At 41.9% G+C, this 24,867-nt stretch carries 23 protein-coding genes; 21 read left to right on the forward strand and 2 right to left on the reverse strand.

Annotation, left to right across the window (positions count from 1 at the left end; all coding sequences use genetic code 11):
* Positions 1 to 5: 5 nt before the first annotated feature.
* The 6 genes from leuB (at position 6) to HKX40_RS01700 (ending at position 6,372) form a co-directional block, all read left to right on the forward strand.
* On the forward strand, positions 6 to 1,082 hold the full coding sequence (gene leuB / locus HKX40_RS01675; protein WP_171587848.1) for a 3-isopropylmalate dehydrogenase: 1,077 nt from the start codon (positions 6 to 8) through the stop codon (positions 1,080 to 1,082).
* A 175-nt stretch (positions 1,083 to 1,257) separates the two neighbouring features.
* Positions 1,258 to 2,388: an aspartate-semialdehyde dehydrogenase gene (gene asd, locus HKX40_RS01680; protein ID WP_171587849.1), complete on the forward strand. Its 1,131-nt coding sequence runs from the start codon at positions 1,258 to 1,260 to the stop codon at positions 2,386 to 2,388.
* A gap of 90 nt (positions 2,389 to 2,478) precedes the next feature.
* Positions 2,479 to 3,300 (forward strand): tRNA pseudouridine(38-40) synthase TruA, encoded by an 822-nt coding sequence (truA, locus tag HKX40_RS01685; RefSeq protein WP_246233534.1) that lies wholly within the window; start codon positions 2,479 to 2,481, stop codon positions 3,298 to 3,300.
* A gap of 160 nt (positions 3,301 to 3,460) precedes the next feature.
* Entirely contained in the window at positions 3,461 to 4,072 is a 612-nt protein-coding gene (locus tag HKX40_RS01690; RefSeq protein ID WP_171587850.1) for a TRAP transporter small permease subunit, read from the forward strand.
* 2 nt (positions 4,073 to 4,074) lie between these two features.
* Positions 4,075 to 5,721 carry a TRAP transporter large permease gene (locus HKX40_RS01695; protein ID WP_171587851.1) on the forward strand — a complete coding sequence of 549 codons (1,647 nt, stop codon included), beginning with the start codon at positions 4,075 to 4,077 and terminating at the stop codon, positions 5,719 to 5,721.
* Between the two features lie 9 nt (positions 5,722 to 5,730).
* Positions 5,731 to 6,372 (forward strand): phosphoribosylanthranilate isomerase, encoded by a 642-nt coding sequence (locus HKX40_RS01700; RefSeq protein WP_171587852.1) that lies wholly within the window; start codon positions 5,731 to 5,733, stop codon positions 6,370 to 6,372.
* Positions 6,373 to 6,375: 3 nt separating this feature from the next.
* Here the strand turns inward: HKX40_RS01700 and HKX40_RS01705 are convergent, their stop codons facing one another.
* On the reverse strand, positions 6,376 to 7,074 hold the full coding sequence (locus HKX40_RS01705; protein ID WP_171587853.1) for a glutathione S-transferase family protein: 699 nt from the start codon (positions 7,072 to 7,074) through the stop codon (positions 6,376 to 6,378).
* A gap of 260 nt (positions 7,075 to 7,334) precedes the next feature.
* On the opposite strand from HKX40_RS01705, the gene HKX40_RS01710 reads away from it, so the two are divergent.
* The 14 genes from HKX40_RS01710 to HKX40_RS01775 all read left to right on the forward strand — a co-directional run bounded on the left by HKX40_RS01710 (position 7,335) and on the right by HKX40_RS01775 (position 23,077).
* The gene (locus HKX40_RS01710; RefSeq protein ID WP_171587854.1) at positions 7,335 to 7,979 is read left to right on the forward strand and encodes a c-type cytochrome; all 645 of its coding nucleotides are present in this window, start codon (positions 7,335 to 7,337) and stop codon (positions 7,977 to 7,979) included.
* Positions 7,979 to 9,028, forward strand: a complete 1,050-nt coding sequence (locus tag HKX40_RS01715) for a c-type cytochrome (RefSeq protein ID WP_171587855.1) — start codon at positions 7,979 to 7,981, stop codon at positions 9,026 to 9,028. The genes HKX40_RS01710 and HKX40_RS01715 overlap by 1 nt, the downstream gene beginning before the upstream one ends.
* Positions 9,029 to 9,189: 161 nt before the next feature.
* Complete coding sequence (ung, locus tag HKX40_RS01720; RefSeq protein ID WP_171587856.1) at positions 9,190 to 9,846, forward strand: uracil-DNA glycosylase; 657 nt, start codon at positions 9,190 to 9,192, stop codon at positions 9,844 to 9,846.
* Between the two features lie 423 nt (positions 9,847 to 10,269).
* Complete coding sequence (locus HKX40_RS01725) at positions 10,270 to 10,500, forward strand: hypothetical protein (RefSeq protein WP_171588060.1); 231 nt, start codon at positions 10,270 to 10,272, stop codon at positions 10,498 to 10,500.
* An 81-nt stretch (positions 10,501 to 10,581) separates the two neighbouring features.
* Positions 10,582 to 12,021: a TadE/TadG family type IV pilus assembly protein gene (locus HKX40_RS01730; RefSeq protein ID WP_171587857.1), complete on the forward strand. Its 1,440-nt coding sequence runs from the start codon at positions 10,582 to 10,584 to the stop codon at positions 12,019 to 12,021.
* Positions 12,018 to 12,974 carry a pilus assembly protein gene (locus HKX40_RS01735; RefSeq protein WP_171587858.1) on the forward strand — a complete coding sequence of 319 codons (957 nt, stop codon included), beginning with the start codon at positions 12,018 to 12,020 and terminating at the stop codon, positions 12,972 to 12,974. Before HKX40_RS01730 ends, HKX40_RS01735 begins: the two co-directional genes overlap by 4 nt.
* A gap of 14 nt (positions 12,975 to 12,988) precedes the next feature.
* Positions 12,989 to 13,999, forward strand: coding sequence for a hypothetical protein (locus HKX40_RS01740; RefSeq protein WP_171587859.1), 1,011 nt, complete (start codon positions 12,989 to 12,991; stop codon positions 13,997 to 13,999).
* Between the two features lie 260 nt (positions 14,000 to 14,259).
* Entirely contained in the window at positions 14,260 to 15,204 is a 945-nt protein-coding gene (gene cpaB / locus HKX40_RS01745) for a Flp pilus assembly protein CpaB (RefSeq protein WP_171587860.1), read from the forward strand.
* 42 nt (positions 15,205 to 15,246) lie between these two features.
* Positions 15,247 to 16,791, forward strand: coding sequence for a type II and III secretion system protein family protein (locus HKX40_RS01750; RefSeq protein ID WP_246233518.1), 1,545 nt, complete (start codon positions 15,247 to 15,249; stop codon positions 16,789 to 16,791).
* A gap of 14 nt (positions 16,792 to 16,805) precedes the next feature.
* Positions 16,806 to 18,461, forward strand: a complete 1,656-nt coding sequence (locus HKX40_RS01755) for a TadA family conjugal transfer-associated ATPase (protein WP_171587861.1) — start codon at positions 16,806 to 16,808, stop codon at positions 18,459 to 18,461.
* An 11-nt stretch (positions 18,462 to 18,472) separates the two neighbouring features.
* Entirely contained in the window at positions 18,473 to 19,318 is an 846-nt protein-coding gene (locus tag HKX40_RS10825) for a type II secretion system F family protein (protein WP_171587862.1), read from the forward strand.
* A 155-nt stretch (positions 19,319 to 19,473) separates the two neighbouring features.
* Positions 19,474 to 20,343: a type II secretion system F family protein gene (locus HKX40_RS01765; RefSeq protein WP_171587863.1), complete on the forward strand. Its 870-nt coding sequence runs from the start codon at positions 19,474 to 19,476 to the stop codon at positions 20,341 to 20,343.
* 174 nt (positions 20,344 to 20,517) lie between these two features.
* Positions 20,518 to 20,850: a DUF192 domain-containing protein gene (locus HKX40_RS01770; RefSeq protein WP_171587864.1), complete on the forward strand. Its 333-nt coding sequence runs from the start codon at positions 20,518 to 20,520 to the stop codon at positions 20,848 to 20,850.
* A 445-nt stretch (positions 20,851 to 21,295) separates the two neighbouring features.
* The gene (locus tag HKX40_RS01775) at positions 21,296 to 23,077 is read left to right on the forward strand and encodes an acyl-CoA dehydrogenase (protein WP_171587865.1); all 1,782 of its coding nucleotides are present in this window, start codon (positions 21,296 to 21,298) and stop codon (positions 23,075 to 23,077) included.
* A gap of 221 nt (positions 23,078 to 23,298) precedes the next feature.
* Here HKX40_RS01775 and HKX40_RS01780 read toward each other — a convergent pair whose 3' ends face one another.
* Complete coding sequence (locus tag HKX40_RS01780; protein WP_171587866.1) at positions 23,299 to 23,571, reverse strand: hypothetical protein; 273 nt, start codon at positions 23,569 to 23,571, stop codon at positions 23,299 to 23,301.
* A gap of 671 nt (positions 23,572 to 24,242) precedes the next feature.
* Here HKX40_RS01780 and rplS point away from each other — a divergent pair.
* Positions 24,243 to 24,614: a 50S ribosomal protein L19 gene (gene rplS / locus HKX40_RS01785; RefSeq protein ID WP_171587867.1), complete on the forward strand. Its 372-nt coding sequence runs from the start codon at positions 24,243 to 24,245 to the stop codon at positions 24,612 to 24,614.
* Positions 24,615 to 24,867 lie beyond the last annotated feature (253 nt).

Consider the following 24,867-nt stretch of genomic DNA (forward strand, 5'->3'; position numbering starts at 1 on the left):
TTACTATGTCAAATCTTGTCGCAGTATTGCCCGGTGATGGTATCGGAGAGGAAATTGTAGAGCAAGCAGTGCGTGTATTAGCGGCACTTAAGTTGGATTTACAACTCGAAAAGGCGGATGTAGGTGGTCGTGCTTATGATCAGTTTGGTCATCCTCTGCCTCCTAGTACATTAGAGCTTGCTAAAAAAGCAGATGCTGTACTGTTTGGTGCAGTGGGTGATTGGAAATATGACACGCTTCCTCGAGAATTCCGTCCTGAACAGGCGATTTTAGGATTGCGTAAGAATCTTGGTCTGTTTGCTAACCTACGTCCTGCGGTGTTGTATCCGCAGTTGGCCAATGCTTCTACACTTAAACCAGAGGTCGTATCTGGCTTAAATATCCTTATTGTTCGCGAGTTGACAGGGGATATTTATTTCGGTACGCCACGAGGTGTGCGTCAAGCAGAAGATGGGCTGTTTGTCGGGGACCGCGAAGGTTTTGATACGATGCGTTATGCAGAAACAGAGGTTCGTCGTATTGCTCATATTGCATTTCAAGCGGCACAGAAGCGGCAGAAAAAACTTTGCTCTGTGGACAAGGCAAATGTTCTTGAAACTTCTCAATTATGGCGTGATATTATGGTGGATGTTAGCAAGGAATATCCTGATGTAACCCTTAGCCATATGTATATCGATAATGCCGCTATGCAGTTAGTGCGTGCACCTAAAGAGTTCGATGTTGTGGTGACGGGTAACTTGTTCGGTGATATTTTGTCTGATGAGGCTGCCATGTTGACTGGTTCTATTGGTATGTTGCCATCAGCATCACTTAATGCCAATAAACAAGGGCTTTATGAGCCTAGTCATGGCTCTGCTCCTGATATTGCGGGTAAAAATATTGCCAATCCATTGGCGACCATTTTATCAGCCGCTATGATGTTGCGTTTCTCATTTAATAATGAAGCGGCAGCTCAAAATATCGAACAGGCTGTGGCTAAGGTGCTAGCACAAGGCTACCGCACTGCGGATATTTATGAAGAAGGCACAAATAAAGTGGGTACTTCTCAAATGGGTGATGCAGTTATCGCTGCTTTAAACTAAATTATTCACATGGATTCATCAGTAAAAATAGGTTGCTTTTACAACAACATAGTATGGGTATTATTTGTTCTTGCTGATGTTCTCCGTATAATGCGTTACAATCTTAATTTTTATCTCGAAAGCCTCTGAAAAGCAGAGGCTTTTGGAATTTTTAACTTTTTATTGGTAGATAAATATGACACAGTCTGTAGGTATCGTCGGTTGGCGTGGTATGGTTGGCTCTGTTCTTATGCAACGCATGAGAGAAGAGGGTGATTTTAAGTTTATCAATCCAGTATTTTTCTCCACTAGTAATGCTGGTGGGGCTGCTCCAAGCTGGGCAGAGGGTGCTGGAGCGTTACAAGACGCATTTGATATTGAAGCACTCAAGAAATTGCCTATTATCCTTACGGCACAAGGCGGTGACTATACGACTGAGGTATATCCTAAACTTCGTGCAGCAGGTTGGGATGGAATTTGGATTGATGCGGCTTCTACTTTGCGTATGAAGGATGATGCCATTATTGTCCTTGATCCAGTAAACCGTCATGTAATTGATGCGGCAATGGCTAAAGGGGTTAAAAACTTTATTGGTGGTAACTGCACCGTGAGTTGTATGTTAATGGGGTTGGCCGGTCTTTTCCGTGAAAATATGGTGGATTGGATGACTTCCATGACTTATCAAGCTGCTTCTGGCGGTGGTGCTAAGCATATGCGAGAGTTACTCACTCAGTTTGGTATTCTCAATGGTGAAGTTGGGGATTTATTAGCAGACCCTGCCTCTGCTATTTTAGAAATTGACCGCAAGGTATTAGCAAAACAACGTGATGCTAATTTGCCTCGTGATAATTTTGGTGTGCCTCTAGCAGGCAATCTCATCCCTTGGATTGACAAAGATCTTGGCAATGGTCAGTCACGTGAAGAGTGGAAAGCACAGGCAGAGACGAATAAAATCCTAGGTCGTGGTCATGGTTTTGACTTGCCATTAGTGCCTATTGATGGTCTTTGTGTTCGTATTGGTGCCATGCGCTCTCATAGTCAAGCCTTGACAATTAAGCTCAAGGGCGATATTCCGCTTAGCGAAGTAGAGGAAGTGATTAAGACCAGCTCTGCATGGGCTCGTTTTATTCCTAATACGCGTGATGATTCTATGAACGAACTTACTCCTGTGGCTATCTCAGGTACATTGAATATTCCAGTGGGACGTGTGCGCAAATTAAATATGGGTCCTGAGTACATCAGTGCCTTTACCGTCGGGGACCAGTTGCTATGGGGGGCGGCAGAACCACTACGCCGTATGCTACGCATTGCTATTGGTGAGCTTTAATCAATACCGTGTTAGCATGCTCAGTGAGTGGGTGTCATGGATATTACCTCATTGGGTGGTCAACGCATCAATATGGATAAGCAAATAGCGATGGAGTCATCAACCATACGGATGGCATTAGGGATTGCTTATGATGGGCAGTCCTTTAATGGCTGGCAAACACAACCCAACGGTAATACTGTTCAGGATATTCTGGAGGGGGCTTTGTGTCAGTTCGCTGCTGAGCCTGTTGCAACCATTTGTGCTGGACGTACTGATACTGGTGTGCATGGATTGTCTCAAGTCGTGCATTTTGACACCCATGCTATGCGTAAAATGTATTCTTGGGTTAGGGGGGTAAATGCGTTATTACCTCCTACTATTCGTGTGCGTTGGGCTACTGAAGTGAGTGATGATTTTCATGCTCGTTTTAGTGCGACAGCTCGTACATATGTCTACATTATTCGTAATGAGGCTAATCTTGCACCTAGTTGGGTAGGGCGTGCTGGTTGGGATTTTCATCCTCTGGATGTGGATTTGATGCGCGAAGCTGCGGGGTATCTAGTGGGTACTCATGATTTTAGTGCGTTTCGCTCTTCTATCTGTCAGGCAGCAAGTCCTGTACGCACCTTACACACTTTGACTATTGATAAAGAAGGTGTTTTTTTGGTGTTCACTCTTAAGGCTAATGCTTTTTTACATCACATGGTACGCAATTTGATTGGGGCGCTTGTCTATGTGGGCAAAGGACGCTTTTCTCCTCATTGGATACAAACCTTATTAGCAAGTAAAAATCGTAGTTTTTCTGCACCGACTTTTATGCCAGATGGTTTGTATCTAGTCGATGTGGATTATCCACCAGAGTTTGCATTACCTATGCCGAAATTTAATCTGAATACTCCGGTGCTGCCTCAATTCTTACAGGCTATCTAGTAGTGCTACAGGTTTTAGGGTAATTCAGGGTGTAAAATACGCAAAAATTTATTATGATAAAAGCGCTTTAACCATCCACATGGTGATAGCGTGTTTATCTTAGGAAAGAATTTTTATTAAATAGGTCGATGTGCAAAGTACATCATAAAAAGATAAGACAATGAAGTTTTTATTAATAATATCTAAAGCCATTGATGCCTTTATGCTATTGGTTGGCAAGGCAGTGACATGGTTGACGCTGTTGGTTGTCATCATCAGTGCAGGCAATGCTATTGTGCGTAAGATACTGAATGATAGTTCTAACGCATGGTTGGAAATTCAATGGTACTTGTTTGGTGCTATTTTCTTATTGGCTGCAGGCTATACGTTCATGAAAAATGAGCATGTGCGTGTGGATATTCTTAATCAACGCTTTTCGCCCAAAGTTCAAATGATTATTGAATTGGTAGGGGTGGCTTTCTTTATGTTACCTGCTTGTTTATTAATTGTTTACCTTTCTATTCCTTTTGTTGAGTTGGCTTATACAACAGGGGAGATGTCGTCAAATACGGGGGGGTTAATTCGTTGGCCAATTAAGTTAGTTATCCCTGTAGGGTTCTCTTTGCTGGCTTTGGCAGGCGTATCTCATTTTATTAAGTGCTTAGCGTTTTTATGTGGTAAAGGGCCAAATCCTTTAGAAAAGTCACGAGGTAAATCTGAGGACAGTATGATGGATTCTATTGCACAACAAGCTCAACTCGAACAACAACAATCTCTTAAAAAGGCGGACTAATCATGGAATTTCTTACAGCAAATATGCCGCCTATTATGTTTTTTACCCTAATCTGCTTTTTATTGTTAGGGTTTCCTGTGGCGTTTTCTCTGGCAGCCAATGGTATTCTGTATACGCTGCTTGGTATCTATTTAGGTGAGTTTTCTTTTGTTTTTCTACAAGCATTACCTGAGCGTATTTTCGGTATTATTCAAAATGATACATTGCTTGCCGTACCGTTCTTTACTCTAATGGGTCTTATTCTTGAGCGCTCTGGCATGGCAGAGGACTTGCTTGAGACTATTGGACAGTTATTTGGTCCTATCCGTGGTGGTTTGGCGATTGCGGTTGTTGTGGTAGGTGCGATGCTAGCAGCAACTACGGGTGTGGTATCGGCTTCTGTGATTTCTATGGGCTTGATTTCATTGCCGATTATGTTGCGTTACGGCTATGATCGACGCCTTGCTACAGGGGTGATTGCTGCATCTGGAACTTTGTCTCAAATCATTCCACCCTCAGTGGTATTAATTATTTTGGCTGACCAAGTGGGTCGTTCTATTGGCGATATGTACCGTGGTGCTATGTTGCCAGGGTTGCTATTGACAGCTGTCTATATTCTCTACGTCATTTTAATGGCATTGTTTAAGCCTAAATCAGCACCAGCTATTCCTCCAGAAGATCGTATTTATCGCGAGGATAACGGGGCTAGTGGGATGAAGTCACTTATCATTTTATCGGTCTTGGCTGGTATTGCATCACACTATTCATTGCCGTATCTCTTACGAGAAAATGCCCCTATTGATGAGCATGTTGTTGTGGGTATGTTAGTTTGGGGTGTGATTGTATTTATAGTAGCCGTGCTTAATAAGCTTTCAGGTCTACATTTACTCTCTAAAATTTGTGAGCGGGTTGTATTCGTGATGATTCCGCCATTATTCCTGATTTTTCTTGTATTGGGTACGATTTTTATCGGTGTAGCAACACCCACCGAGGGTGGTGCAATGGGGGCTGTTGGTTCTATTTTACTTGCTATGGTGCGTAAACGTTTGAGCTTTGATTTACTCAAGCAAGCCATGGACAACACCACAAAATTAACCAGTTTTGCAATTTTTATCTTGGTAGGGTCTACTATCTTTACTTTGACCTTTACTGGGTTTGGTGGTCAACATTGGGTAGAAGGTTTGTTTTCTTCTTTACCTGGAGGCGAGACAGGGTTCCTTATTGTTGTTAGTTTAGCTACCTTCTTCTTGGCATTTTTCTTAGACTTCTTTGAATTGGCCTTTATTATCGTACCTCTATTGGCACCTGTAGCCGACAAGATGGGTATTGACCTTATTTGGTTTGGTGTATTGTTGGCTGTAAATATGCAGACTTCTTTCATGCATCCCCCATTTGGTTTTGCCTTATTCTTCTTACGCTCTGTAGCTCCAAAAGAAGACTACATTGATAAGGTAACTGGTCGTCATATTGCACGCATTACCACTGGCGATATTTATCGTGGTTCTATTCCATTTATTATCATTCAGTTGTTGATGGTATTGGCGGTATTGGCATTCCCTGGGGTAGTGACTCATTATAAGAACTCACATTCTACTGTGGATCCTAATACGATTATTATTGATGCTCCGACTCATAATGAAGAAAGTGATGCAGTCCCTGGCTTTTATTAATTTAAAACGATGTTAAAAACAAAAGTCAAAATCTGTGGTTTGCGTCGTGAAGAAGAAATTATGCTAGCAGCTCAACTTGGGGTAGAGGCAATCGGTTTTGTCCTTTACCCTAAGAGCAAGAGGGCTTTGAGTTTGGCACAAGCAGCCCAATTACGACGGACTATTCCTGCTGGGCTTAAACTTGTTGTGCTAATGGTCAATCCTAGTGTAAAAGAAGTTCAGGATGTCATTGCTCAGCTAGCACCTGATATTATTCAATTTCATGGTGATGAGTCAGGTGCATTTTGCGAGCAGTTTCATTATCCTTATTGGAGAGCTGTGCGAGTAGGGGCTCCATATCTGCAAACCACAGCAGATTTGCAGCACTATATTCATCAATATCCTCATGCTCAGAAGTTTTTATTTGATGCATATAGTGCCTGTTTTGGTGGAGCAGGTATACGTTTTGACTTATCACTGCTTGATGGTTTGCACCTGCCTGTTGAGCATATTGTCATAGCAGGCGGTATTCATGAGGGCAATGTGGATGAGTTACTCAATAACTACGACTTCATTGATTTAAGTAGTGGAGTGGAGGAAAGTCCAGGTGTTAAATCACTGGATAAAATGAAGTCGTTTATGCAAAAAGTTAATCAAAAGAGCATCAAGTAGCCATCAAGCATGTTCTTCAGGGATGTCTCCCTCGTAATGACTTCCTGTATAAGTTGGAGCAACCGGGATAGAGGCTAATTTATCCAATGCACTTTGGTAAGTAGGACGCTCCAGAACAGTTGCTAAAAACTCATAACAGTGAGGGAATGCCTCTTGATTGATAAGACCGCGAGAGCTTGCTATCTCAATGGCATAGGTGAGCTGAATATCTGCGGCAGAAAAGTAACTATCGCAAATCCAACGATTCTGTGCCAGTTCTGCTTCTACTTGTTGCAGCAAAGTAGTAATACTTTCTGCGATAGGGTGAGACAGCACATTCTGAGTGGTTTTTTTCAGGATAGAGCGAGCAAAGAAAGGGACTCTAGCATTTGAAAGTCGTTCAGCATCAGACCACTGTTGTAATAACGGCAGGAGTATTGCCTCCGTTATCCCTATCCATTGCTGATAACGCAAATATGCCTCAGATGCAGAGGGGGGACGCAGCCCTTGGCGGTCGTATTTGTTTAATAAATACTCTGTGATGGCAGCATTGCCTACTATGGTTATCTCACCATCCTTTATCGTTGGCTGTGCACAGGATTCTGATAAGGCACATTGCATGGATTCAGCCGGTGTGGCGATTTGGTAGAGTAAACGTAATTCTTCTAATAACCAAACAACACGATAAGCACCGGGTGTGTCTAGGCGATAAAGTGTAATCATAGCGTTCCTTAAAACATTGCTAACTCCACGTATTTTAGGCGAAAAAAACAATAAAGCCTATAAAGAAAAAATATTACTGCCTTAAGACTGAGGAAAACGCTAATGGAAAAGTGGTGGAACGTTGTTTGATTGCAACAAGTTGAGCGATAAAGATACAAATAGTTCCAGATAGATGTTCAGTAGAAAAGGGGTAAATACCTATTGGTTATATAATTATGCCTTTTTAAAATGAAGAAGTGATTAAACAAAAGGGAGAAGAAATGAAAAAGTTACTTTCGTTGACGACTCTCGCTTCATTGTTGCTTCCTGTTGCTGTTCAAGCACAAGATGCTCAATCCATAGAGCGAGGTAAAAAGGCAGCAACTGTTTGTGCTGCCTGTCATATGCCTGATGGTCGTGGTTCTGTAGTACCTAATTTAGAGGCTCGTCCGCGCTTGACTGGCTTAAACCCAGAATACATTGTCAAACAGTTGCAAGATTTTAAGTCGGGTACGCGGGATAATATTACGATGAAACCCATGGCGACGATGTTGACTGATGAGCAAATGCAGGATATTGCTCATTACTATGCAAGTTTACCTGTTGTGCATGACAAGGCAGAGGCCCCCACAGAAGAGGTAACTAAAGTGGCAGAGAAGTTGATTATGCATGGTGATTGGAATCGTTATATTCCTCCCTGTATTACCTGTCACGGCCCCCATGCACGAGGGGTAGGTACACATTTCCCTAATCTAAATGGACAATCAGCAGAATATATTGAGCAGCAATTACATGCTTGGCGCAATGGTAAGCGTCATAATGATTTGCTTCATTTGATGAAGCCTATTGCTGAACGTCTTAACGAGTCTGAGATTAAAGCATTAGCGGCTTGGTTTGCGGCTCAATCTGCAGTGAAAGGGGAATAATGATGTTAAAAAACATATCGATATTAGCAGCTGTATTAGCAAGCGTTTGGGCTTTTAATGCACAAGCTATGCCTATTAGCAAGATGGGTAAAGATCTGACAGCAGAAGAGAGAGCTTTTCTCAAACAGATGTTGCCTAATCAGCCAGAGCCTAAGGATGATGAGTTTGTCCATATTCCGCCAACTATGGATGATTTAGAGGCTTCGAAACTACATCCTAAGTTGAAAGAAGCTATTCGTCGCGGCCATGATTTATTTGTCAATACACAACAGCTTAAAGGGAAAAACGTCTTTAACAACATGAATTGTTCTAGCTGTCACTTGGGAGAGGGCAGACGGCCTTTTGCTGGTCCTGTATGGGCAGCAGCTGTGACACTACCTGATTTCCGAGGTAAAAATGACCATGTCAATAGTCTCGAAGAGCGTATTGTAGGCTGCTTTAGCTATTCTATGAACGGTATCCCTCCGGCTTATGGTAGTGATGACATGTTGGCACTGGCTGCTTATCATCAATGGTTGGCTAAAGGGGTGCCGATGTATCCTGATGCTAAGATTTATGGTAGAGGTTATCCTAGTCCCAAGAATCCAGAACTCAAGCCTGATTTTGAGCGTGGTAAAGTAGCTTATATGAAGAACTGTGCCGCTTGTCATGGTGAAGATGGAGCAGGTTTGGTTATTGATGACAAGGTTCAATTCCCTGCCTTATGGGGCGACAAATCCTTTAACTGGGGAGCAGGTGCAGCTCGAGTTAATACCATGGCAGGCTTTATTAAACACAATATGCCATTAGGACATGCTCCTGCTGTGACAGATCAAGAAGCATGGGATATTGCCCAGTTTGTTGATGGTCAAGAGCGTCCACAAGACCCTCGTTTTACCGGCGATGTCAAAGAAACGCGTGCCAAATATGAAAAGACATTCCACAAAGGTACGCTTTATGGCACTGAACTAAATGGCCAGTTGCTAGGTGAAAAATCAAGTTTAGGTGGTAAACCTATTTTAAAACCTGAAATTCTACAGCCTCGTGATTTTAGTGGTAAGGCGAAGTAGTTTTTGTCAGACAAGTTAAGCACTTACTATAGTTTAAGTGCTTAACTGGACTGCTGGACAAGGCATTTTAAATATTGAAAGGGCTTATAAATAGGTTTTGTAGCATAAATAGGTTTTATGCCATAATATGGGCTATTGCGGTATAGATAAGGATAATAGTGATGCAAACATGGCGAGAGGCTATAGGTGGTGAGAAGTCTAAGCCTTATTTTGTAGAGTTGCTACAACGGGTCAAAACAGCACGTCAGCAATATACAATTTATCCTCCAGAAGAGGATGTATTCAATGCTTTTCGCTATACTGAGTTTGGTGATGTTAAGGTTGTTATTCTAGGTCAAGACCCTTATCATGGCCCTGGTCAGGCTCACGGGTTAGCCTTTTCTGTGCGAGAGGGGGTCACACTGCCCCCATCCCTTAAAAATATTTATAAAGAGTTAGAAGGAGATATTCCTGGTTTTCAGATACCTATGTATGGCTACTTGAAAAAGTGGTCTGATCAAGGAGTGCTGCTATTAAATACCGTATTGACAGTACAAGAGGGGATGGCCAATTCCCATGCGAGCTGGGGATGGGAGACATTTACCGATAGTGTTATTCGAGCCTTAAACGAGCATAGAGAGGGGCTAGTGTTCTTGTTGTGGGGAAGTCATGCTCAACGCAAGGGGGCTTTTATTGACACCAACAAACATTTAGTATTACGCAGTGTTCATCCATCACCATTGTCCGCACATAGGGGATTCTTTGGATGTCGCCATTTCTCTAAGACCAACGCTTATCTGTTAGCCAAAGGAAAAAAAGAGATAGATTGGCAGATTTAAACAGCTGGGGTTTGCATAGAAACAGGACTCACTGGCTATTATTAAGGTGCTGGTAATTAAATATAGAAACAGGAGTCACTGGCTATTATTAAGGTGCTGGCTATTAAATCAGAAGCTGTAAAATATTTAATTTTTATTAAAGTTAATTATTAAAATTAATCTATAATGTGTTGATTTATTTTGATAAAAAAATTTATCAACAGCATGGACAAAAATGTCCGTATGTAGTTTTCCGTATATATTTTTCATCTATACTACGCCACACTAGGAGCCTGTTTATTTCTTGCAACAGGAGTTCCTATGAAAAATATAGCTTCAGCTCACAAACCAGAGTTTAAACAACTTTTCTTTATCCCTCGGTGTCTAGCCGCATTACAGTTGAACTTATCACGCTTAGCATTGAATCGCCGTTTGGCACAAGGTATGACAGAGTATGTCATTATTGTTGCTTTGGTGGCTATTGCTGCTATTGGTGTTTATCAGCTTTTCGGTCAAGTGGTTCGTTCGCAAACTGCTGCTATGGCCAAAGAGTTGGCAGGAGAAGATGGTTCAGCAGAGTCCCAGACAGCACAAACAGCTGCTCAAAATGCTGCCGCACAGACAGCAGCTAAATCGCTTAAAAGTTTCACTGGCAATGCTTCCGCAGGCAATTAATACATCATTTTGAAGGTGGTCTTGCATGTTTTAAACCAATGCAAAGAAGTGGGGTAAATGATGTATAACAAGAGCAAGCAGATGAGCGGTATATATTTACGTCAAGGACAAGTGCTAGTGCTGGGTGTAGCTATCTTGTCAGTGTTGATTGTTGCTTTATTGAGCATGTTTCATATAGGAATGCTGGCTTCTATCAAGACTAAGCAGACTCATGCATTGGATGCGGCTGCTTATTCTGGTGCTTTGGTACAAGCCAGAGCGCTCAATATGCAAGCCTATATTAATATTGCTCAGGTAGGGCATCAAATGGCTATGGCGCATCTGGTGACGCTTGCTTCTTGGGCTGATTGGGCAAGCACCATGTCCAAATCAGTACGTGGAGCAAATCCTCCTGCATGGGTGATTGCTACACATTTTGGTGCTCGGCACGGGCAAGCCTATACTTCAGCCGCTAAGGCGAGTATTTTGAATGGTTTGGCCAATCCTGGAGCTGCATTAGCACAGCAATTTAGTCGACATGATGAAATTGTTGAACATGTGTTAGCCAAGGTGAGCTATGCTATTCGAGACGATATGTTTGAAGCAAGAGAGCATGCTATTCATGCGGTATTGCAGCAAAACTATCCTTCTAAAACTATTTTTTACCGTGGGGGGAATACAGACCTAGAATTCATACGACAAGATAGATGGGAGGATGTTTCTGTATCAGCACAACAAAACCATAAGCAAGGCTCTACTGCAACAATACAGCAATACAGTGGACAGGGGGGACTAGAGTCACAACAATTAAGCTGGTGGTTGACTGACAGTGGTGATAAACAGTTTACTCACATTTTTAAACCTATAGCCAATTACCGTTCTTTATTAAATGATGTCGCTGCTGTTTACAGGTTTTTAGGGGAGCGTAAATATATCTCCAAGAGTTTATTGCCAGTTAGTGAGAGGTGTCCTTTGTGGCGACATGAGTTACGCCGACAAGGATCGACATTATTAAATGACAAAGGGCAATGGCAGTCCATTGATACACAGTCTTATCATGCTTTACGCTCAAATAAATGGATAGGATGCTATTACCGAGAGTATCCTATGGGGTGGGGATGGGTATCAGGGCAATCAGGAAAGTTACCTGAAGGAATGGCTTATGCAACAAACCCTCCTGGTAGTTTTGCAGCAGAAGATTTCTGGCGCTGGGTACAACGAGTCGCCAAATGGAATATTTTTGGCGGAGATGATAATCCGCTAGCTAACTCTAGAGCGGTACAGCATCGGCATCGGTGGTCAGGAGGAGGCTTAGTTCCCTATGTAGATATTGACCATACGCAATTTAAAAAACAATTAGAGTTCACATTGCATCTGCTTCAACCTAAAGTAAGAGGGCAAACTTTTCATTTGCAAACAGCCGCACAAACTTTTTTTGAGCGGCCATTACCTAGAGTAGATGGCAAGAGAGAGCATCCCAATTTATGGCACCCCTATTGGCAAGCTAGATTAATAGCTTTATCCAAGAAGGAGGCAAAATGATACCGCATAATAAGCCTTTGGTTATTCTCCCTAATACTTTACCTGTTCCATGTAGTGATTTGCTCGTTTCAGGGGATAGATTGTTTTATTGGAGAGTTGATGACGAATACAGGAAATCGAGCCATGATGGAATGCATCACAAGCTATTCACTGCATTGACTTGTTGTGGAGAGCGAGAACAGAGTGGAGCATTGATGCATGGTCGTCATTTGAGTCGATCAATCACTTCTTGCGTAGGTCAAGCTCTTGTTGAGGGAATGGTACTGGTGCTTGTGTTGATTAGTTTTTTTATTGCTATCCCTTGGCTAGGAAGACTATTCGATATTGGTATGCAACAAATGCATGCCAGTCGCTATGCTGCTTTTCAGTGGAGCCGCCAATTACAGTCTCCTGATGAAAAAAAGATTAAGCATAAATTTTTGCTCTCCAATGAGCATCAATGGCGAGATAGACGGCATCAGCGAATAGTGACTGCCGAATCTATCAATATGCGTACAGAGCGACAAATAGTATTGGATGATGATAAGCAACCGGGAAAACAAGTAGCCCAAGCAGCAACTTTGCGGCGTCAATGGGGACTTCAAGATCAGGGAGTGGTCAATATAAAACTTGCCGTCAGTCCTATCTATACAGGATACAAACAGAATAGCAGCACTTCTCTTGGGTTAGATGCTGGATTTTTGGAGCGGTTGCCTCTGACTATATATCGAAATACAGCAATTTTGGTAGATGCAGGGCATAGTGATTCAGATAAAACAAGTCATTATAGGACTGGACAGTCAGATTTAGCATGGCAAGAGGTAGCTGAACGAAGTTATGCCCTAGGAAAGCATATCCAGCGATATGCAGAGCCAGCGGAAGGTTTTGCTAGAGAAAATCCCATTTTTGATTGGTTGCTTCCTTGGGCAGGAAAATTACCCCAGCATCATCTAGAGTCATTACAGGAGAAGTAGTTATGAGGTGGCCGATGGTTTGTTTTTGGAGTGAGTATTTGTGGTATCACACAACTGTGGTGATACGACTAGTCGTTCAGTCTGTTTGTCGTAATGGCGACTGGGTTTTGAATGGTGTCTATGTATTAGTTTCGACGCTATTTTCTATCAAAAAACAAGTTTCTACTATTCATAGACTGACTTATGGATTTATCAGTGTGTTAGCCACTTTCTTTCCTGTGATAGCTCAAGGGGATAACAGTATGATTGCTTTTAAGATGCCTGTAGATTCTTCTTATTCAGTAATAACTCGAGAAGGCAACGGTGTGGCTGCTTTTAAGATGCCTGTAGATTTTTCTTATCCAGCAATCACTCAAAATGACAACAGTGTGGCTGCTTTTAACAAGATGTCTATAGATTCTCATGCTAGCTATAGTATGTTAAGTCAAAAAGGACGGGAAATTCTCCAGCAGTTAGATATTCCATCTGCTGTATTTTTGCAGCAGAATACTAGTTTTTCTCTAGCTAATGTTACTTGGACCTTTCAACAAGAAACAGGGTTTTCAACTTTGTTGGACAAGGTCAAACAATCCTCATTTCAACGAATTATTGTACTGCCAGGGCAATTTGCTCTTACATCCTCTCTGGAAGGAGGGATATATGCCTTGTTGTGGGTTAAACAGCAGTCCCCTGATGGTTATACCGGTACACTGAATTTACTAGACAGTGCTACTCAATCAATACAGTTAGAAGCCTTATCTTGGTTACCAGAACAGGCGGTGGTACTGATGGATATTGAGTCAGAAACGCCCACACTGATGCATCAATGGATTTATTTACTTCCCTTTAGTAAGGCAAGTATTGAAAATTTGATGCAAACCAACCTCAGACAGAATCTGTGGAAACGTCAGTTGAATGCAGGGCAAGTCTTATGGCATAAGGAGAAAGAGCGCCTTACTTATCGCATTGAGGATGTGAGCGGTATCTATACAAAAGAGGGGGAAACCGCATTATATGTGCTGAAGCAAAGGTTATCTAATGAGTGATTTATACAAAATGGTTGATTATCAGAGTGAGAACTGAGTGATTTATACAAAATGGTTGATTATCAGTGTGAGATCTGAGTGATTTATACAGTGCGTGGCACTAGCCTGTAGGAATTAGGTGTCATCTTATGTGGCTAGCTATTGGTCTACAGAAATTAGGTGTCATCTTATGTGGCTAGCTATTGGTCTGTAGAAATTAGGTGTCATCTTATGTGGCTAGCTATTGGTCTACAGAAATTGGTTATTGTTAGGAGTGGTAAATGCGAATTAAGGTCAATAAGAAAACGTTAGTGTTGGCTGTACTTGCCTCGACAGCAGGTATTCTAGCAGTAGTTATGGCAAAACAATATATTCAAGATCGCATTACTGAGATTGAGGCACAGTCCAAGGTGGAAACAGAGCCAAGGGTGGTCGCCGCTTATGATTTACCGGTAGGCACTAAGATTGAGTCGGCTCATGTCGCGATAAGAGATATTCCCAAGGACTGGATTGTGAGTGGTAGTCTTAAGCCCGAAGAGTTTATACAGATTGAGGGGCAGATAGTTACAGTGGCTCTAAAAAGAGGTGATCCGTTGTTATGGGCAAATACAGCAACAGCCAGTCGACGCCCCTTTTCAGAAAAAATCAATGTGGGAAGACGAGCAGTTACAATGCCTGTTGATAGTATTAACTCAGTATCAGGCATGTTGGTACCAGGAGACTTAATTGATTTATATGTCTCTTTTGAATACCGACAGCGACAAATCACCGCACCTTTATTACAAGGTGTTTTGGTTATGGCTACAGGTAAGCAGAGTCGGCATAGTGATAGTGGGCAAGAGAGTACATTTTCTACTGTGACTTTAGATACTGCTCCAGAGGAAGCAGCCAAGTTAGTTGCAGCGAGACAGGCTGGGACTATTACCGCTTTATTGCGTAATCCTCATGATAACCAATCTTCCCAAAAAGCTATAAAAGGAGACTTGGCTACTATCTTGGGTATAGCCACACCACCACCGCAGAGCAAGCGCAAGCCCGCTGTAGTTTATGGGGATAAAGTTACCAGTAAGCTACCAGCCTTGGTTCAAAATAAAGATGAAGTTGATGTTCAACAAAAAAGAGGCATGATTGATTTGCCAGGACAAGAAGATTTAGTTAGTGCATGGATTCGTTCTTTACCCAAGCCGAGTGAGGAGCAGTTGCAGGCATTGGGCATGCAAGAGTAATCATTCAATGGTTTGACAGAAATATATTGATGAGAGACACATATGAAGATAATTAAAACAAAATCACTATGGTGGATGCTATTTTGTTTAGGGTATAGTACGTCGTTATTGGCTCAGCCAATGTCAGACTCTATTAAAGAAGAGTTTACTGTTGATGCGTCAACCGAACTTGTTCCCTCTAAGGAGGTGCCATCACAGACCATTACTATGACTGTGGGGACTATCAAAGTCATTGCTTTGCCCAGTATTGCACGAGTTGCCGTGGGAGATAGCAAGATTATTCAGGCCAATACAGATGACGATAAGGAGTTGATACTCTTTGCTCGCAGTGAGGGTAAAACTACACTAGAGGTTTGGAATACTTCTGGTCAGCGTCGAAGTTTTGAGATTGATGTGCGTTCTGCTCAAGCACAAGAGCTTAAAGAAGATATTTTAAAGATTGTTCAGCGTATCTCTAATGCTAAAGCCAGTATTGTTGGTGACAAGATTATCATTGAGGGCGATCGTCTCAGTGATGCGGATAGGGAGCGAATCCAAAAACTAACAACATATTATCCCCAAATTGTTGATATGAGTAGCCAAATTGGATGGGATGAGATGGTGATGTTAGATGTACAAATCGTGGAATTGCCACGTCATTATGTGCAAGAGCTTGGTGTTAAATGGGGGGCTAGCTCACAAGGAGGCTTCCAAATTGGAGGTGTGGTCGATAGTTATTCCTCCTCGTTGTTACGTCGTCCTGGAGATGTTTTACTGGATACTGTTGCTGGAGCAAGGGCAGGATATGCTGGTCTTAATGCCTTGTTATCCTCCACAATACAGGCAATGGCAGACAATGGACAGGCGGTGATATTAGCTCAACCTCAATTAATGGCACGTAGTGGCGCTACGGCGGAATTTCTTGCTGGTGGGGAGGTTCCTTATTCTGTAGTTGATGCTAACGGTAATACACAGACTATTTTTAAACCCTATGGAGTGAGTTTGTATATTACACCGCGTATCGAAAAGAACGGGATTATTCGCTCCAAAATTAATGTTGAGGTTAGTGCTGTTGATAGTTCCATGAATTTAGCTGGAGGACCTGCACTAAAAACGCGTCGGACCTCTACTGAGTTTAATGTAAAGTCGGGAGAGCCATTGGTATTATCTGGCTTTATTTCGCGAGATCAGATGCAGGGTATGGCTCGTTTGCCAGGAGTGAGTGAGATTCCTATTTTAGGGGAGCTATTTCGTTCACGACGCTTTCAGAGTAATGAGACTGAACTAGTTATTATTGTAAGGCCTCTGGTAGTGTCGGCAAATAATCGCCAGATGCGGCAACGAGTGGCAAGAACAAGGGCTGTGGTTGATAGTAGTTTTGAAGAGCGTCCAATTCTTAATGTAGACATTCAACCAGAATTATCACCTGTTATAGAGAAAGAACGCTTCTCTGAAGAAGATAGAAGATTGACTGATAAGTATGCATCTGCTGAAGATTTTCAACCATTAGCAGAACACCTTCAGTTCAAAGTGGTTAAGACTCCTCCTCGACTTAGAACTATCAATAAAAAAACTAAATCTAGAGTGGTGTTACCTGTAAAAGAATAAAAAAGGAGACTGAAATGAGAATAGAAGTGCGTTTTGAAGAAGGTAAGCAGCTTTTTTTGGATATTGGCTTTCCCTATTGTATTGGGCGCTCTCCAGAAATGGATTTTGTGATTAAATCATGGCGTGTTGCCAAACATCATATGTCTTTTATTGCCAGAGAAGATAATGTTTATATTGAAGATCAGGGGTCTTTGGCAGGAACCTTACTAAATGGTGAGCGCATTCATATGGGCGGTCCATTAAAAATAGGGGATGAAATCATTGTAGGGCCTTGCTTGATGACTATTGTTGAGTTGCAGGATAAGTCAAAAGAAGAAGCGTCGAATACAGTAGTTTTTTACCAAGAACCGCAAAATACAGCAACTTCCTCACTACGAGACTCTAACGGAGCTAATCTTCAAAGAGAGTTATATCACCGTCGGAGACTGCATGCTGCTTTGGTGGAAGCATTGGACTTGCGTCGTCGCAATATCACGCTAATGAGTGATGACGCCTTACGTTTAGAAGCAAGTCAATGGTTAGACAAGATTATTACTCAGGATGATGAGATTGAGTTTTTCTTTGATAAGCAAGCTATTAAGCAAGCAGTGTTAGATGAGGCGGTAGGGCTAGGACCACTTGAGGAGTTGTTAAAAGATAAAGAAATTACCGAGATTATGGTGAATCGCTTCGATGAAATCTATGTTGAGCGTAAGGGACTACTTTCAAAGGCGAATATCGTGTTTAGTAGTGAAAAAGCAGTTCTAGGTGTGATTGATCGTATTGTGGCACCTATCGGTAGACGTATAGACGAGAGCTCTCCTATGGTTGATGCACGTTTGCTGGATGGTTCCCGTGTTAATGCCGTTATTCCTCCTATTGCATTGAGAGGAGCTAGTTTGACAATACGTAAATTTACTCAACATCGCCCCCAGATGCATGAGTTGATTCAACTAGGTTCTCTTGATCAGGCAATGGCAACCTTTCTCGAATTGTGTGTCAAATATCGCATGAATCTTATCGTATCAGGAGGCACTGGTTCAGGTAAGACAACGTTACTTAATATTCTTTCTAACTGTATACCTGAACAAGAGCGTATTGTCACTATTGAGGATGCCGCAGAATTGAGACTTAACCATGCCCACCTTGTTAGTCTGGAAGCAAGGCCTGCTAATGTGGAGGGGAGGGGCGTAGTATCCATCCGAGACTTGGTTCGTAATGCACTGCGTATGCGACCAGACCGTATTATTGTAGGTGAGTGTCGTGGGGCAGAGGCATTTGATATGCTTTCTGCTATGAATACGGGGCATGAGGGGTCATTAACTACTCTACATGCCAATTCCACTAGAGATGCTTTGTCTCGTTTAGAAACAATGATTATGATGGCTGGTGATATGGACTTGCCTTTGGGGGCAATCCGTGAGCATATTGCCAATAGCGTGGATTTTATTGTGCAGCAAACCAGACTTTCTAATGGGAGAAGGGTGATTTCTTCTATTGCTGAAGTAGGAGGTATGGAAAGTGGTGTTATTAAAACGCAAGAATTATTTGGTTTTGATAAAAAGGCAGCCTTTGTAGGACGTGGCATTATACCAGATGCTTTTGAGAAACTACGTGAAGAGGGTGTTGATATTTCCCCTGAGTTGTTTAATAGTTACTCTCCTGTCGTGCAAGCAGGGACTTCTTTATAGGAGATGCAGTTGTGATATTTATCGCTATTGTATGTGCTGTGCTTAGTGCCTCTATCCTATTTTTTATTTTGATACACGAGTTTCAACAAGCATGGTCACGTTATGAATTACATTTTAAAGGGCAAGCCACACGCAATTTGAGTGAGATGTTTATTTTTCTTAACCCTGTCTCTGTATGGGGAGCATCCTTATTGTTGTGTCTGTTATGCATGTTATTAGTGGGGGTTTTTACCCGTAATGTGGCGATTGCACTGGTGACAGGGGGTGTATTGTTGTTTTTACCACCTCTTCTTTTGTCGTACCTTAAGAAAAAACGTATCCGTCGATTTAATGAACAATTGCCTCTAATGCTGAGTTCTCTAGCCTCGGCGTTGAAAGCTGGCTCAGGAGTGCAACTTGCTTTAAAGACAGTTATAGAAGAATCTCAACCACCACTCTCCGATGAATTTAGCCTAGTTTTACGTGAACAACGCTTGGGTTTGGCTTTTCATGAGGCTTTGGATAACTTGCTTAAGAGAATCCCTACAGAAGCAACCCAGCTAGTTGTTTCGTCGTTAAAAATCGCCACTCAATCAGGAGGTAATTTGGCAGATGCTTTAGAACGGGTTGCTAGGACTTTGCGATCAATAAAGCAGATTGAGGATAAAATTGAGGCATTGACCAGTCAGGGAAAGTTTCAAGCTAAGGTAATGATTTGTTTACCTATTCTTCTTATGTTCGTATTGAATTTTGGTGAGATGAACTTGCTAGAGTTACTGTGGACAACCAAAGAGGGAGGGATTGTTCTAGGTACTGTACTAATATTAGAAATTTGTGGGGCTTATTTTATTCATAGAATTATCAAAATTGATATTTGATTGTTTTATGGAGAGGGAGTACTGCATTTTACCTTATCAATTCCATCATCAAAATTGATATTTAATCGTTTTATGAAGAGGGAGTACTGCGTTTTACCTTATCAATTCCATCATCATCAAAATTAATATTTGATTCTTTATTGAGAGGGTCTGCTGTGTTGTTAATATTAAGTTTATTGTTAGTAGGAGTATCGTTAGGTTTATTCGTATACCTGATTTTAAGTCCTGGTGTACAAGAAACATCGTCTGAATCTCCTCATTTTCGGCGTTTAGCATGGTTATGGCCGTGGGTGTCGGTGTTAAGTGGATTGGTATACCCGTTCCTATCTTGGAAATTTCAAAAACATCTTGAAAAACAAATAGAAAGGGCTGGGTATAAGGGGGAGATTTATGTCAAGGATATTGTGGGTTTGCAGGCTTTAGGAGCAATTCTTATCCCCGTTATGGTACTTTGGATACTGTCCCTATTGCTGGATTCTGCATGGATGCTTATTGTCATTGGGCTGATAGCTTTTTGGCTTGGTGTAATCTTGCCTTTGGAATTTTTGAGACATCACATAAAAACAAGACAATATGCTATTCACAAAGCATTTCCTTTTTTCCTCGACATGATTACGTTATGTGTAGAAGCCGGTTCTAACTTACAGATGGCATTGATGGTGGCTGGTGATGCTTTGGCAGATAGTCCTTTGCGTCAGGAATTGCAATATGTCCTGAACGAAATGCGAGCAGGGGTTAACCGTCTTGAGGCACTGAAAGCATTTGCTGATCGTTGTGGTACCTCTTCATTGCGTCAATGGGTTGGCAGTATTGCTCAGGCAGAGACTTTGGGGAGCAGCTTAGGTCCCACATTGCGGGCCCAGGCGGAGCAATTTCGCCAAGAGCGTTTTTTGCAAGCTGAAAAAAAAGCGGCTGAAGCACCTGTTAAATTGCTATTGCCTTTGGTGGTATTTATTTTTCCTTGCACCTTTATCGTAATTTCTTATCCAATTTTACTCAAAATAACTGATATGGGATTTTTCTAGGAGGAAACACTGTGGACAGCTTTTTTGCACTATAGGACTACTTTACAAGGTATCTGCTGATAGGCTGTCATGTACTACAACCTATATAGGGTATTAGCAGGCATAACTTTAAGATGAGATGGTTAAGACGAAGAGGTCAATGACTGCTAAAGGTCTATTTGTAAAGAGGAGGAAATGATGACAGAGGATGAGTACTTATTGTTCATACGTTATTTAACGTTTTATATGCAGCGATTATGTATTGCAACAACATTTAAACAGCGTTTTGTAGGATTGATGGGACTGCACTCTCTTACTGTAGATAAGGGACTATACCTCCCTCATTGCAAAGCTGTGCATACTTTTTTTATGCGCATTCCAATTAGGGTGATTTTCTTTGATAAACAGGGTCAAGTAGTTAGAGATATTCCTCAACTTCAGCCCTGGTCATGGGCTTATTGCCGTGAAGCGGACAGTGTTTTGGAGTGTTCTGTAAATAGTTTATTTACATTAAAAAACTTCAAATAAGTTTATTGTATTAAAGCGTGGTCAGACGATACTGGCAGCGTAAAAGTATTTAGGGCAGGACTTGCCCGTAGTGCGTGTGAAGTGAGCTGTGCTGGTCGTGCAGTCAGCAGCACGAACCCACTGACGTGAGCTAACAGGCAGTATCGTTAGACGCAGTAGGAATCCTCTTGTGCAAGCATAGGGGAGGAGGTTAAATAGCGGTCAATAAATTGTAGGTATGAATATATGGCTTGTATGGTGTAGTTATTCCAATCTTTTATTGGGAATTACCGCTGCTAGAACTGATGCTTATTGAGTCTTTACTAGGAATTACCGCTGCTAGAATTGATGCTTATTGAATCTTTACTGGGAATTACCCTTATTTGGGCTAATACCTATTTAGTCTTTATAAAAATTCACTTATACTGCATTGATATTAAACAAATGTTTGAAAGAGGTGATTGCCATGAGCTTTAAAGCAGCTGTCGATGATTTTCAATTTAACCTTTTTGATATGGGGCTCTTAAAGCAGGTACAAGCCTTGCCTGGGTTTGAAGAAATTACTGATGACATTGTCCCTGCGGTACTTGAAGAAAATGCCCGTTTTGTTGAGGAGCAAGTGGCTCCACTTAACACAGTAGGGGATAAGCAGCCTTGCCAATGGGATAATGGTGTTGTGAAAACCTCTCCTGGTTTTCGAGAGGCATTAGCTGCCTACACACAAGCAGGTTGGCAGGGATTACAGCATGAAACTGAGTATGGTGGTCAAAATTTTCCTAAATTGATTGCCTCTATTACTTCTGAAAACTTAAACACTGCCAATATTGCATTTGCTCTATGCCCTTTGTTGACAGATGGTTGTATTGAGGCAGTCCGCCAAGCAGGTTCAGAAGAGCAAAAACAAATCTTTATTCCACCAATGATTGATGGACGGTGGACTGGTACGATGAACTTAACAGAGCCACAGGCTGGATCTGATTTGGCTTTGCTCAAGACAAAAGCAATCAAACAAGATGATGGGACTTATCGCATCACAGGTCAAAAGATTTTTATTACTTATGGTGAGCATGATATGTCAGAGAATATTGTTCACCTTGTTCTGGCTCGTACGCCTGATGCGCCTCCTGGAGTCAAGGGGATTTCTCTTTTTATCGTACCTAAATTCCTGGTCAATGAAGATGGTTCACTGGGTAAACGTAATGATGTATGGTGTGCCTCGGTCGAACACAAACTAGGGATTCATGCTAGCCCTACCGCTGTCTTGCTTTTTGGTGACAATAAAGGTGAGGTTGGAGAAGGCGGTGCCATTGGTTATCTTATTGGCAAGGAAAACGAAGGGCTTGCACATATGTTTGTGATGATGAACGAGGCCCGTTTTAATGTCGGGGTGCAGGGGGTTGCTATATCGGAGCGAGCTTACCAACATGCATTAGCTTATGCACAGGACCGCATCCAGGGCAATGCTATTGAGGGATCTGCCGAAGCTGTAGCGATTGTGAATCATCCTGATGTGCAGCGTATGTTGCATACTATGAAGTCACTTATACAGGGGGCTAGAGCGACTGCCCTGTATACAGCAATGCATCAAGATATTGCATCTCATCACCCTGATGAGACGGTTCGTAAGCAGGCTAAGGCTTTACAAGAGTACATGGTACCTATTGTGAAAGCATTCTCTACAGAAATGTCGCTTGAAGTGACCTCCTTGGGAGTACAAGTTCATGGAGGTATGGGCTTTATTGAAGAAACAGGGGCTGCTCAACATTACCGTGATGCACGTATTCTCCCTATCTATGAAGGCACGACAGCCATTCAGGCTAATGATTTTGTTGGTCGTAAGACCTGGCGAGATGGTGGGGCTGTGGCTAAGCATTTTGTAGCAGAAATGGATAAGACAGTAGAGGCGTTAAAAGCTGCAGGTTCTGAGCGATTGGGCTTTATCGCGACTCAACTTGAGGGTGCAGTAGAGGCTTACAGTGCTGCCATTGATGCTGTACTTGCAATGGGGGCAAACAAAGAATTACGTGCAGCCTTTAGTAGTAGTGTGCCTTTCTTGATGCTCGCAGGATATATTCATGCTGGCTGGCATTTAGCACGAGCAGCATTAGTTTGTGAGGGTAAGACTGAAGAGCGGTATGTGCGTAAACTAGAGACAGCGATATTCTATGCTGCACATTTGCTACCTCGCGTAGAAGCACTTTCCGCAGCAGTACTTTCTAGCAAAGTAGTAGCTGATATTCGTGTGTAATCGTCCATATGATTAGGAATAAGTCTCTGTTATGACAAGTGACAGAGACTTATGCATTGTGGCTGGTGTGTGGAGGTAGAATTGTCGCTGCAGTTTATCCTGGATGAGTAGCCGGTATTTGTATAGGCTGCCTTGGGTGGCTTTGTTGTATAACCACAGCAAAATAACTATGTCTTTGGGGAATAACAGCAAGCGGATAACGCATAGGATTAGGTGGTAGGCTAGTATCCTGCTAATGTTCCTAATACTGTCATAGAGGGAATAAGACTAGCCCATAGGAGAGCCATCATCGCCTCACTCCCATAGCGAGAAAAGTAACGCACTAATGCACGTAGGTCACTACGTAGACCGCGAACTACTGGGTGAGGCATATTGGCCCAGTCCTGCAAAGGGCGGCAAGAGGGGAGTGGTCCCTGTGCTACAGACGATACATGACGTCTAGTTGCTACAGTAGAAAGTGATGGACGATTATGAGCAGTTGATGTTGTTTTCATGATAAACCTCCTAATCTATACTGTAAGTGTGTATCAACAATACTTCACTTAAGTCAATAAAATCTAAATACTGTATAAATACCAGCATGTGTTTGTGCTTACCCTAAAATGACAGCTATAACTGGTGTGGCCATACTGCTATGAAAGGTGCTTTAACCTGTCATAAACCTATCACTGCCGGTACAATGCTTAAAAAGAAGGCACCATCTACCTGCTATAAATGCTCACCTCGCAGGTAGATGGAAATCGGAACCCTAAACCCGACTGCCTAATGCATCAAGCACGGCTATGCTGTATGCATATATAGTACTGTACAACTATACAGTATTTTTTGCAAGAGCTTTTTTATGATTGTGGTTTTTATGTTTAATTCACTCAATTAATCCAATCATTCACAAAGCGCTTTGAAATCCGCCTATATAGAGAATAAAAGCTTAGTAGAGAAATTGTCTCTACGTATTATTTATGCTACATCGTGGTTGTTAGGTGAGATATTACTGATAAACTGGCATTAACTACTTGATAAAAGCAATATTTTTCTATAGAATTAATAGTTTAGTTCCCATCCTCTGGCAACTATCACTCTTAAAGGGTAAGAGTGATTATAAATATGCTTTTAGTGTTTTTATATCAATGGTTAGGGTTGCGTATGATGGTTTTAAGGAAAAAACATGAACTTAATTGAAAAACTTGAGCAAGAAGAAATCGCTCGCTTAACTGGTGGTAAACCTGTTGTTGAATTTGCTCCAGGTGATACTGTTGTGGTTAACGTTAACGTTGTTGAGGGTAACCGTAAACGCCAACAAGCCTATGAGGGTGTTGTTATCGCTAAGCGTAATCGTGGTTTAAACTCTGCTTTCATCGTTCGTAAAATTTCTTCTGGTGAAGCGGTTGAGCGTACTTTCCAATTATACTCACCACAAATTGCTTCTATCGAAGTTAAACGTCGCGGTGATGTACGTCGTGCTAAGCTCTACTACTTACGCGATCGCTCAGGTAAATCTGCTCGTATTAAAGAAAAATTATCTGCTCGCAAAGACTAATACTTTGTGTTGTAGCTTAATTAGCAAAGAGGCCGAGTTTTTAGTAACTCGGCTTTTTGCATTTTGGCGTTTAAGTTACCTCCAAGTTTATAGACACTTAGTTTGAACCATCCCCCTGATTCATAGACATTTAGTTTGAGTTATTCCCTAGATTAAGAAACGTTTAGTTTGAACTATCCTCCAAACGCATAGACATTTATAATTAGAATCTAAATTTTTAAGTTCAAAAGTTTCATTACATTGGTGTGGAAGA

It is taken from the genome of Pelistega europaea (assembly GCF_013133775.1).
GTDB classification, from domain to species: Bacteria; Pseudomonadota; Gammaproteobacteria; order Burkholderiales; family Burkholderiaceae_B; genus Taylorella; species Taylorella europaea.

Bases quoted from the DNA above. Each gene is read 5' to 3' on its own strand.
- leuB (WP_171587848.1), top strand. From the start codon at position 6: ATGTCAAATCTTGTCGCAGTATTGCCCGGTGATGGTATCGGAGAGGAA.
- asd (WP_171587849.1), top strand. From the start codon at position 1,258: ATGACACAGTCTGTAGGTATCGTCGGTTGGCGTGGTATGGTTGGCTCT.
- truA (WP_246233534.1), top strand. From the start codon at position 2,479: ATGGAGTCATCAACCATACGGATGGCATTAGGGATTGCTTATGATGGG.
- HKX40_RS01690 (WP_171587850.1), top strand. From the start codon at position 3,461: ATGAAGTTTTTATTAATAATATCTAAAGCCATTGATGCCTTTATGCTA.
- HKX40_RS01695 (WP_171587851.1), top strand. From the start codon at position 4,075: ATGGAATTTCTTACAGCAAATATGCCGCCTATTATGTTTTTTACCCTA.
- HKX40_RS01700 (WP_171587852.1), top strand. From the start codon at position 5,731: ATGTTAAAAACAAAAGTCAAAATCTGTGGTTTGCGTCGTGAAGAAGAA.
- HKX40_RS01705 (WP_171587853.1), bottom strand. From the start codon at position 7,074: ATGATTACACTTTATCGCCTAGACACACCCGGTGCTTATCGTGTTGTT.
- HKX40_RS01710 (WP_171587854.1), top strand. From the start codon at position 7,335: ATGAAAAAGTTACTTTCGTTGACGACTCTCGCTTCATTGTTGCTTCCT.
- HKX40_RS01715 (WP_171587855.1), top strand. From the start codon at position 7,979: ATGATGTTAAAAAACATATCGATATTAGCAGCTGTATTAGCAAGCGTT.
- ung (WP_171587856.1), top strand. From the start codon at position 9,190: ATGCAAACATGGCGAGAGGCTATAGGTGGTGAGAAGTCTAAGCCTTAT.
- HKX40_RS01725 (WP_171588060.1), top strand. From the start codon at position 10,270: ATGACAGAGTATGTCATTATTGTTGCTTTGGTGGCTATTGCTGCTATT.
- HKX40_RS01730 (WP_171587857.1), top strand. From the start codon at position 10,582: ATGAGCGGTATATATTTACGTCAAGGACAAGTGCTAGTGCTGGGTGTA.
- HKX40_RS01735 (WP_171587858.1), top strand. From the start codon at position 12,018: ATGATACCGCATAATAAGCCTTTGGTTATTCTCCCTAATACTTTACCT.
- HKX40_RS01740 (WP_171587859.1), top strand. From the start codon at position 12,989: ATGGTTTGTTTTTGGAGTGAGTATTTGTGGTATCACACAACTGTGGTG.
- cpaB (WP_171587860.1), top strand. From the start codon at position 14,260: ATGCGAATTAAGGTCAATAAGAAAACGTTAGTGTTGGCTGTACTTGCC.
- HKX40_RS01750 (WP_246233518.1), top strand. From the start codon at position 15,247: ATGAAGATAATTAAAACAAAATCACTATGGTGGATGCTATTTTGTTTA.
- HKX40_RS01755 (WP_171587861.1), top strand. From the start codon at position 16,806: ATGAGAATAGAAGTGCGTTTTGAAGAAGGTAAGCAGCTTTTTTTGGAT.
- HKX40_RS01770 (WP_171587864.1), top strand. From the start codon at position 20,518: ATGATGACAGAGGATGAGTACTTATTGTTCATACGTTATTTAACGTTT.
- HKX40_RS01775 (WP_171587865.1), top strand. From the start codon at position 21,296: ATGAGCTTTAAAGCAGCTGTCGATGATTTTCAATTTAACCTTTTTGAT.
- HKX40_RS01780 (WP_171587866.1), bottom strand. From the start codon at position 23,571: ATGAAAACAACATCAACTGCTCATAATCGTCCATCACTTTCTACTGTA.
- rplS (WP_171587867.1), top strand. From the start codon at position 24,243: ATGAACTTAATTGAAAAACTTGAGCAAGAAGAAATCGCTCGCTTAACT.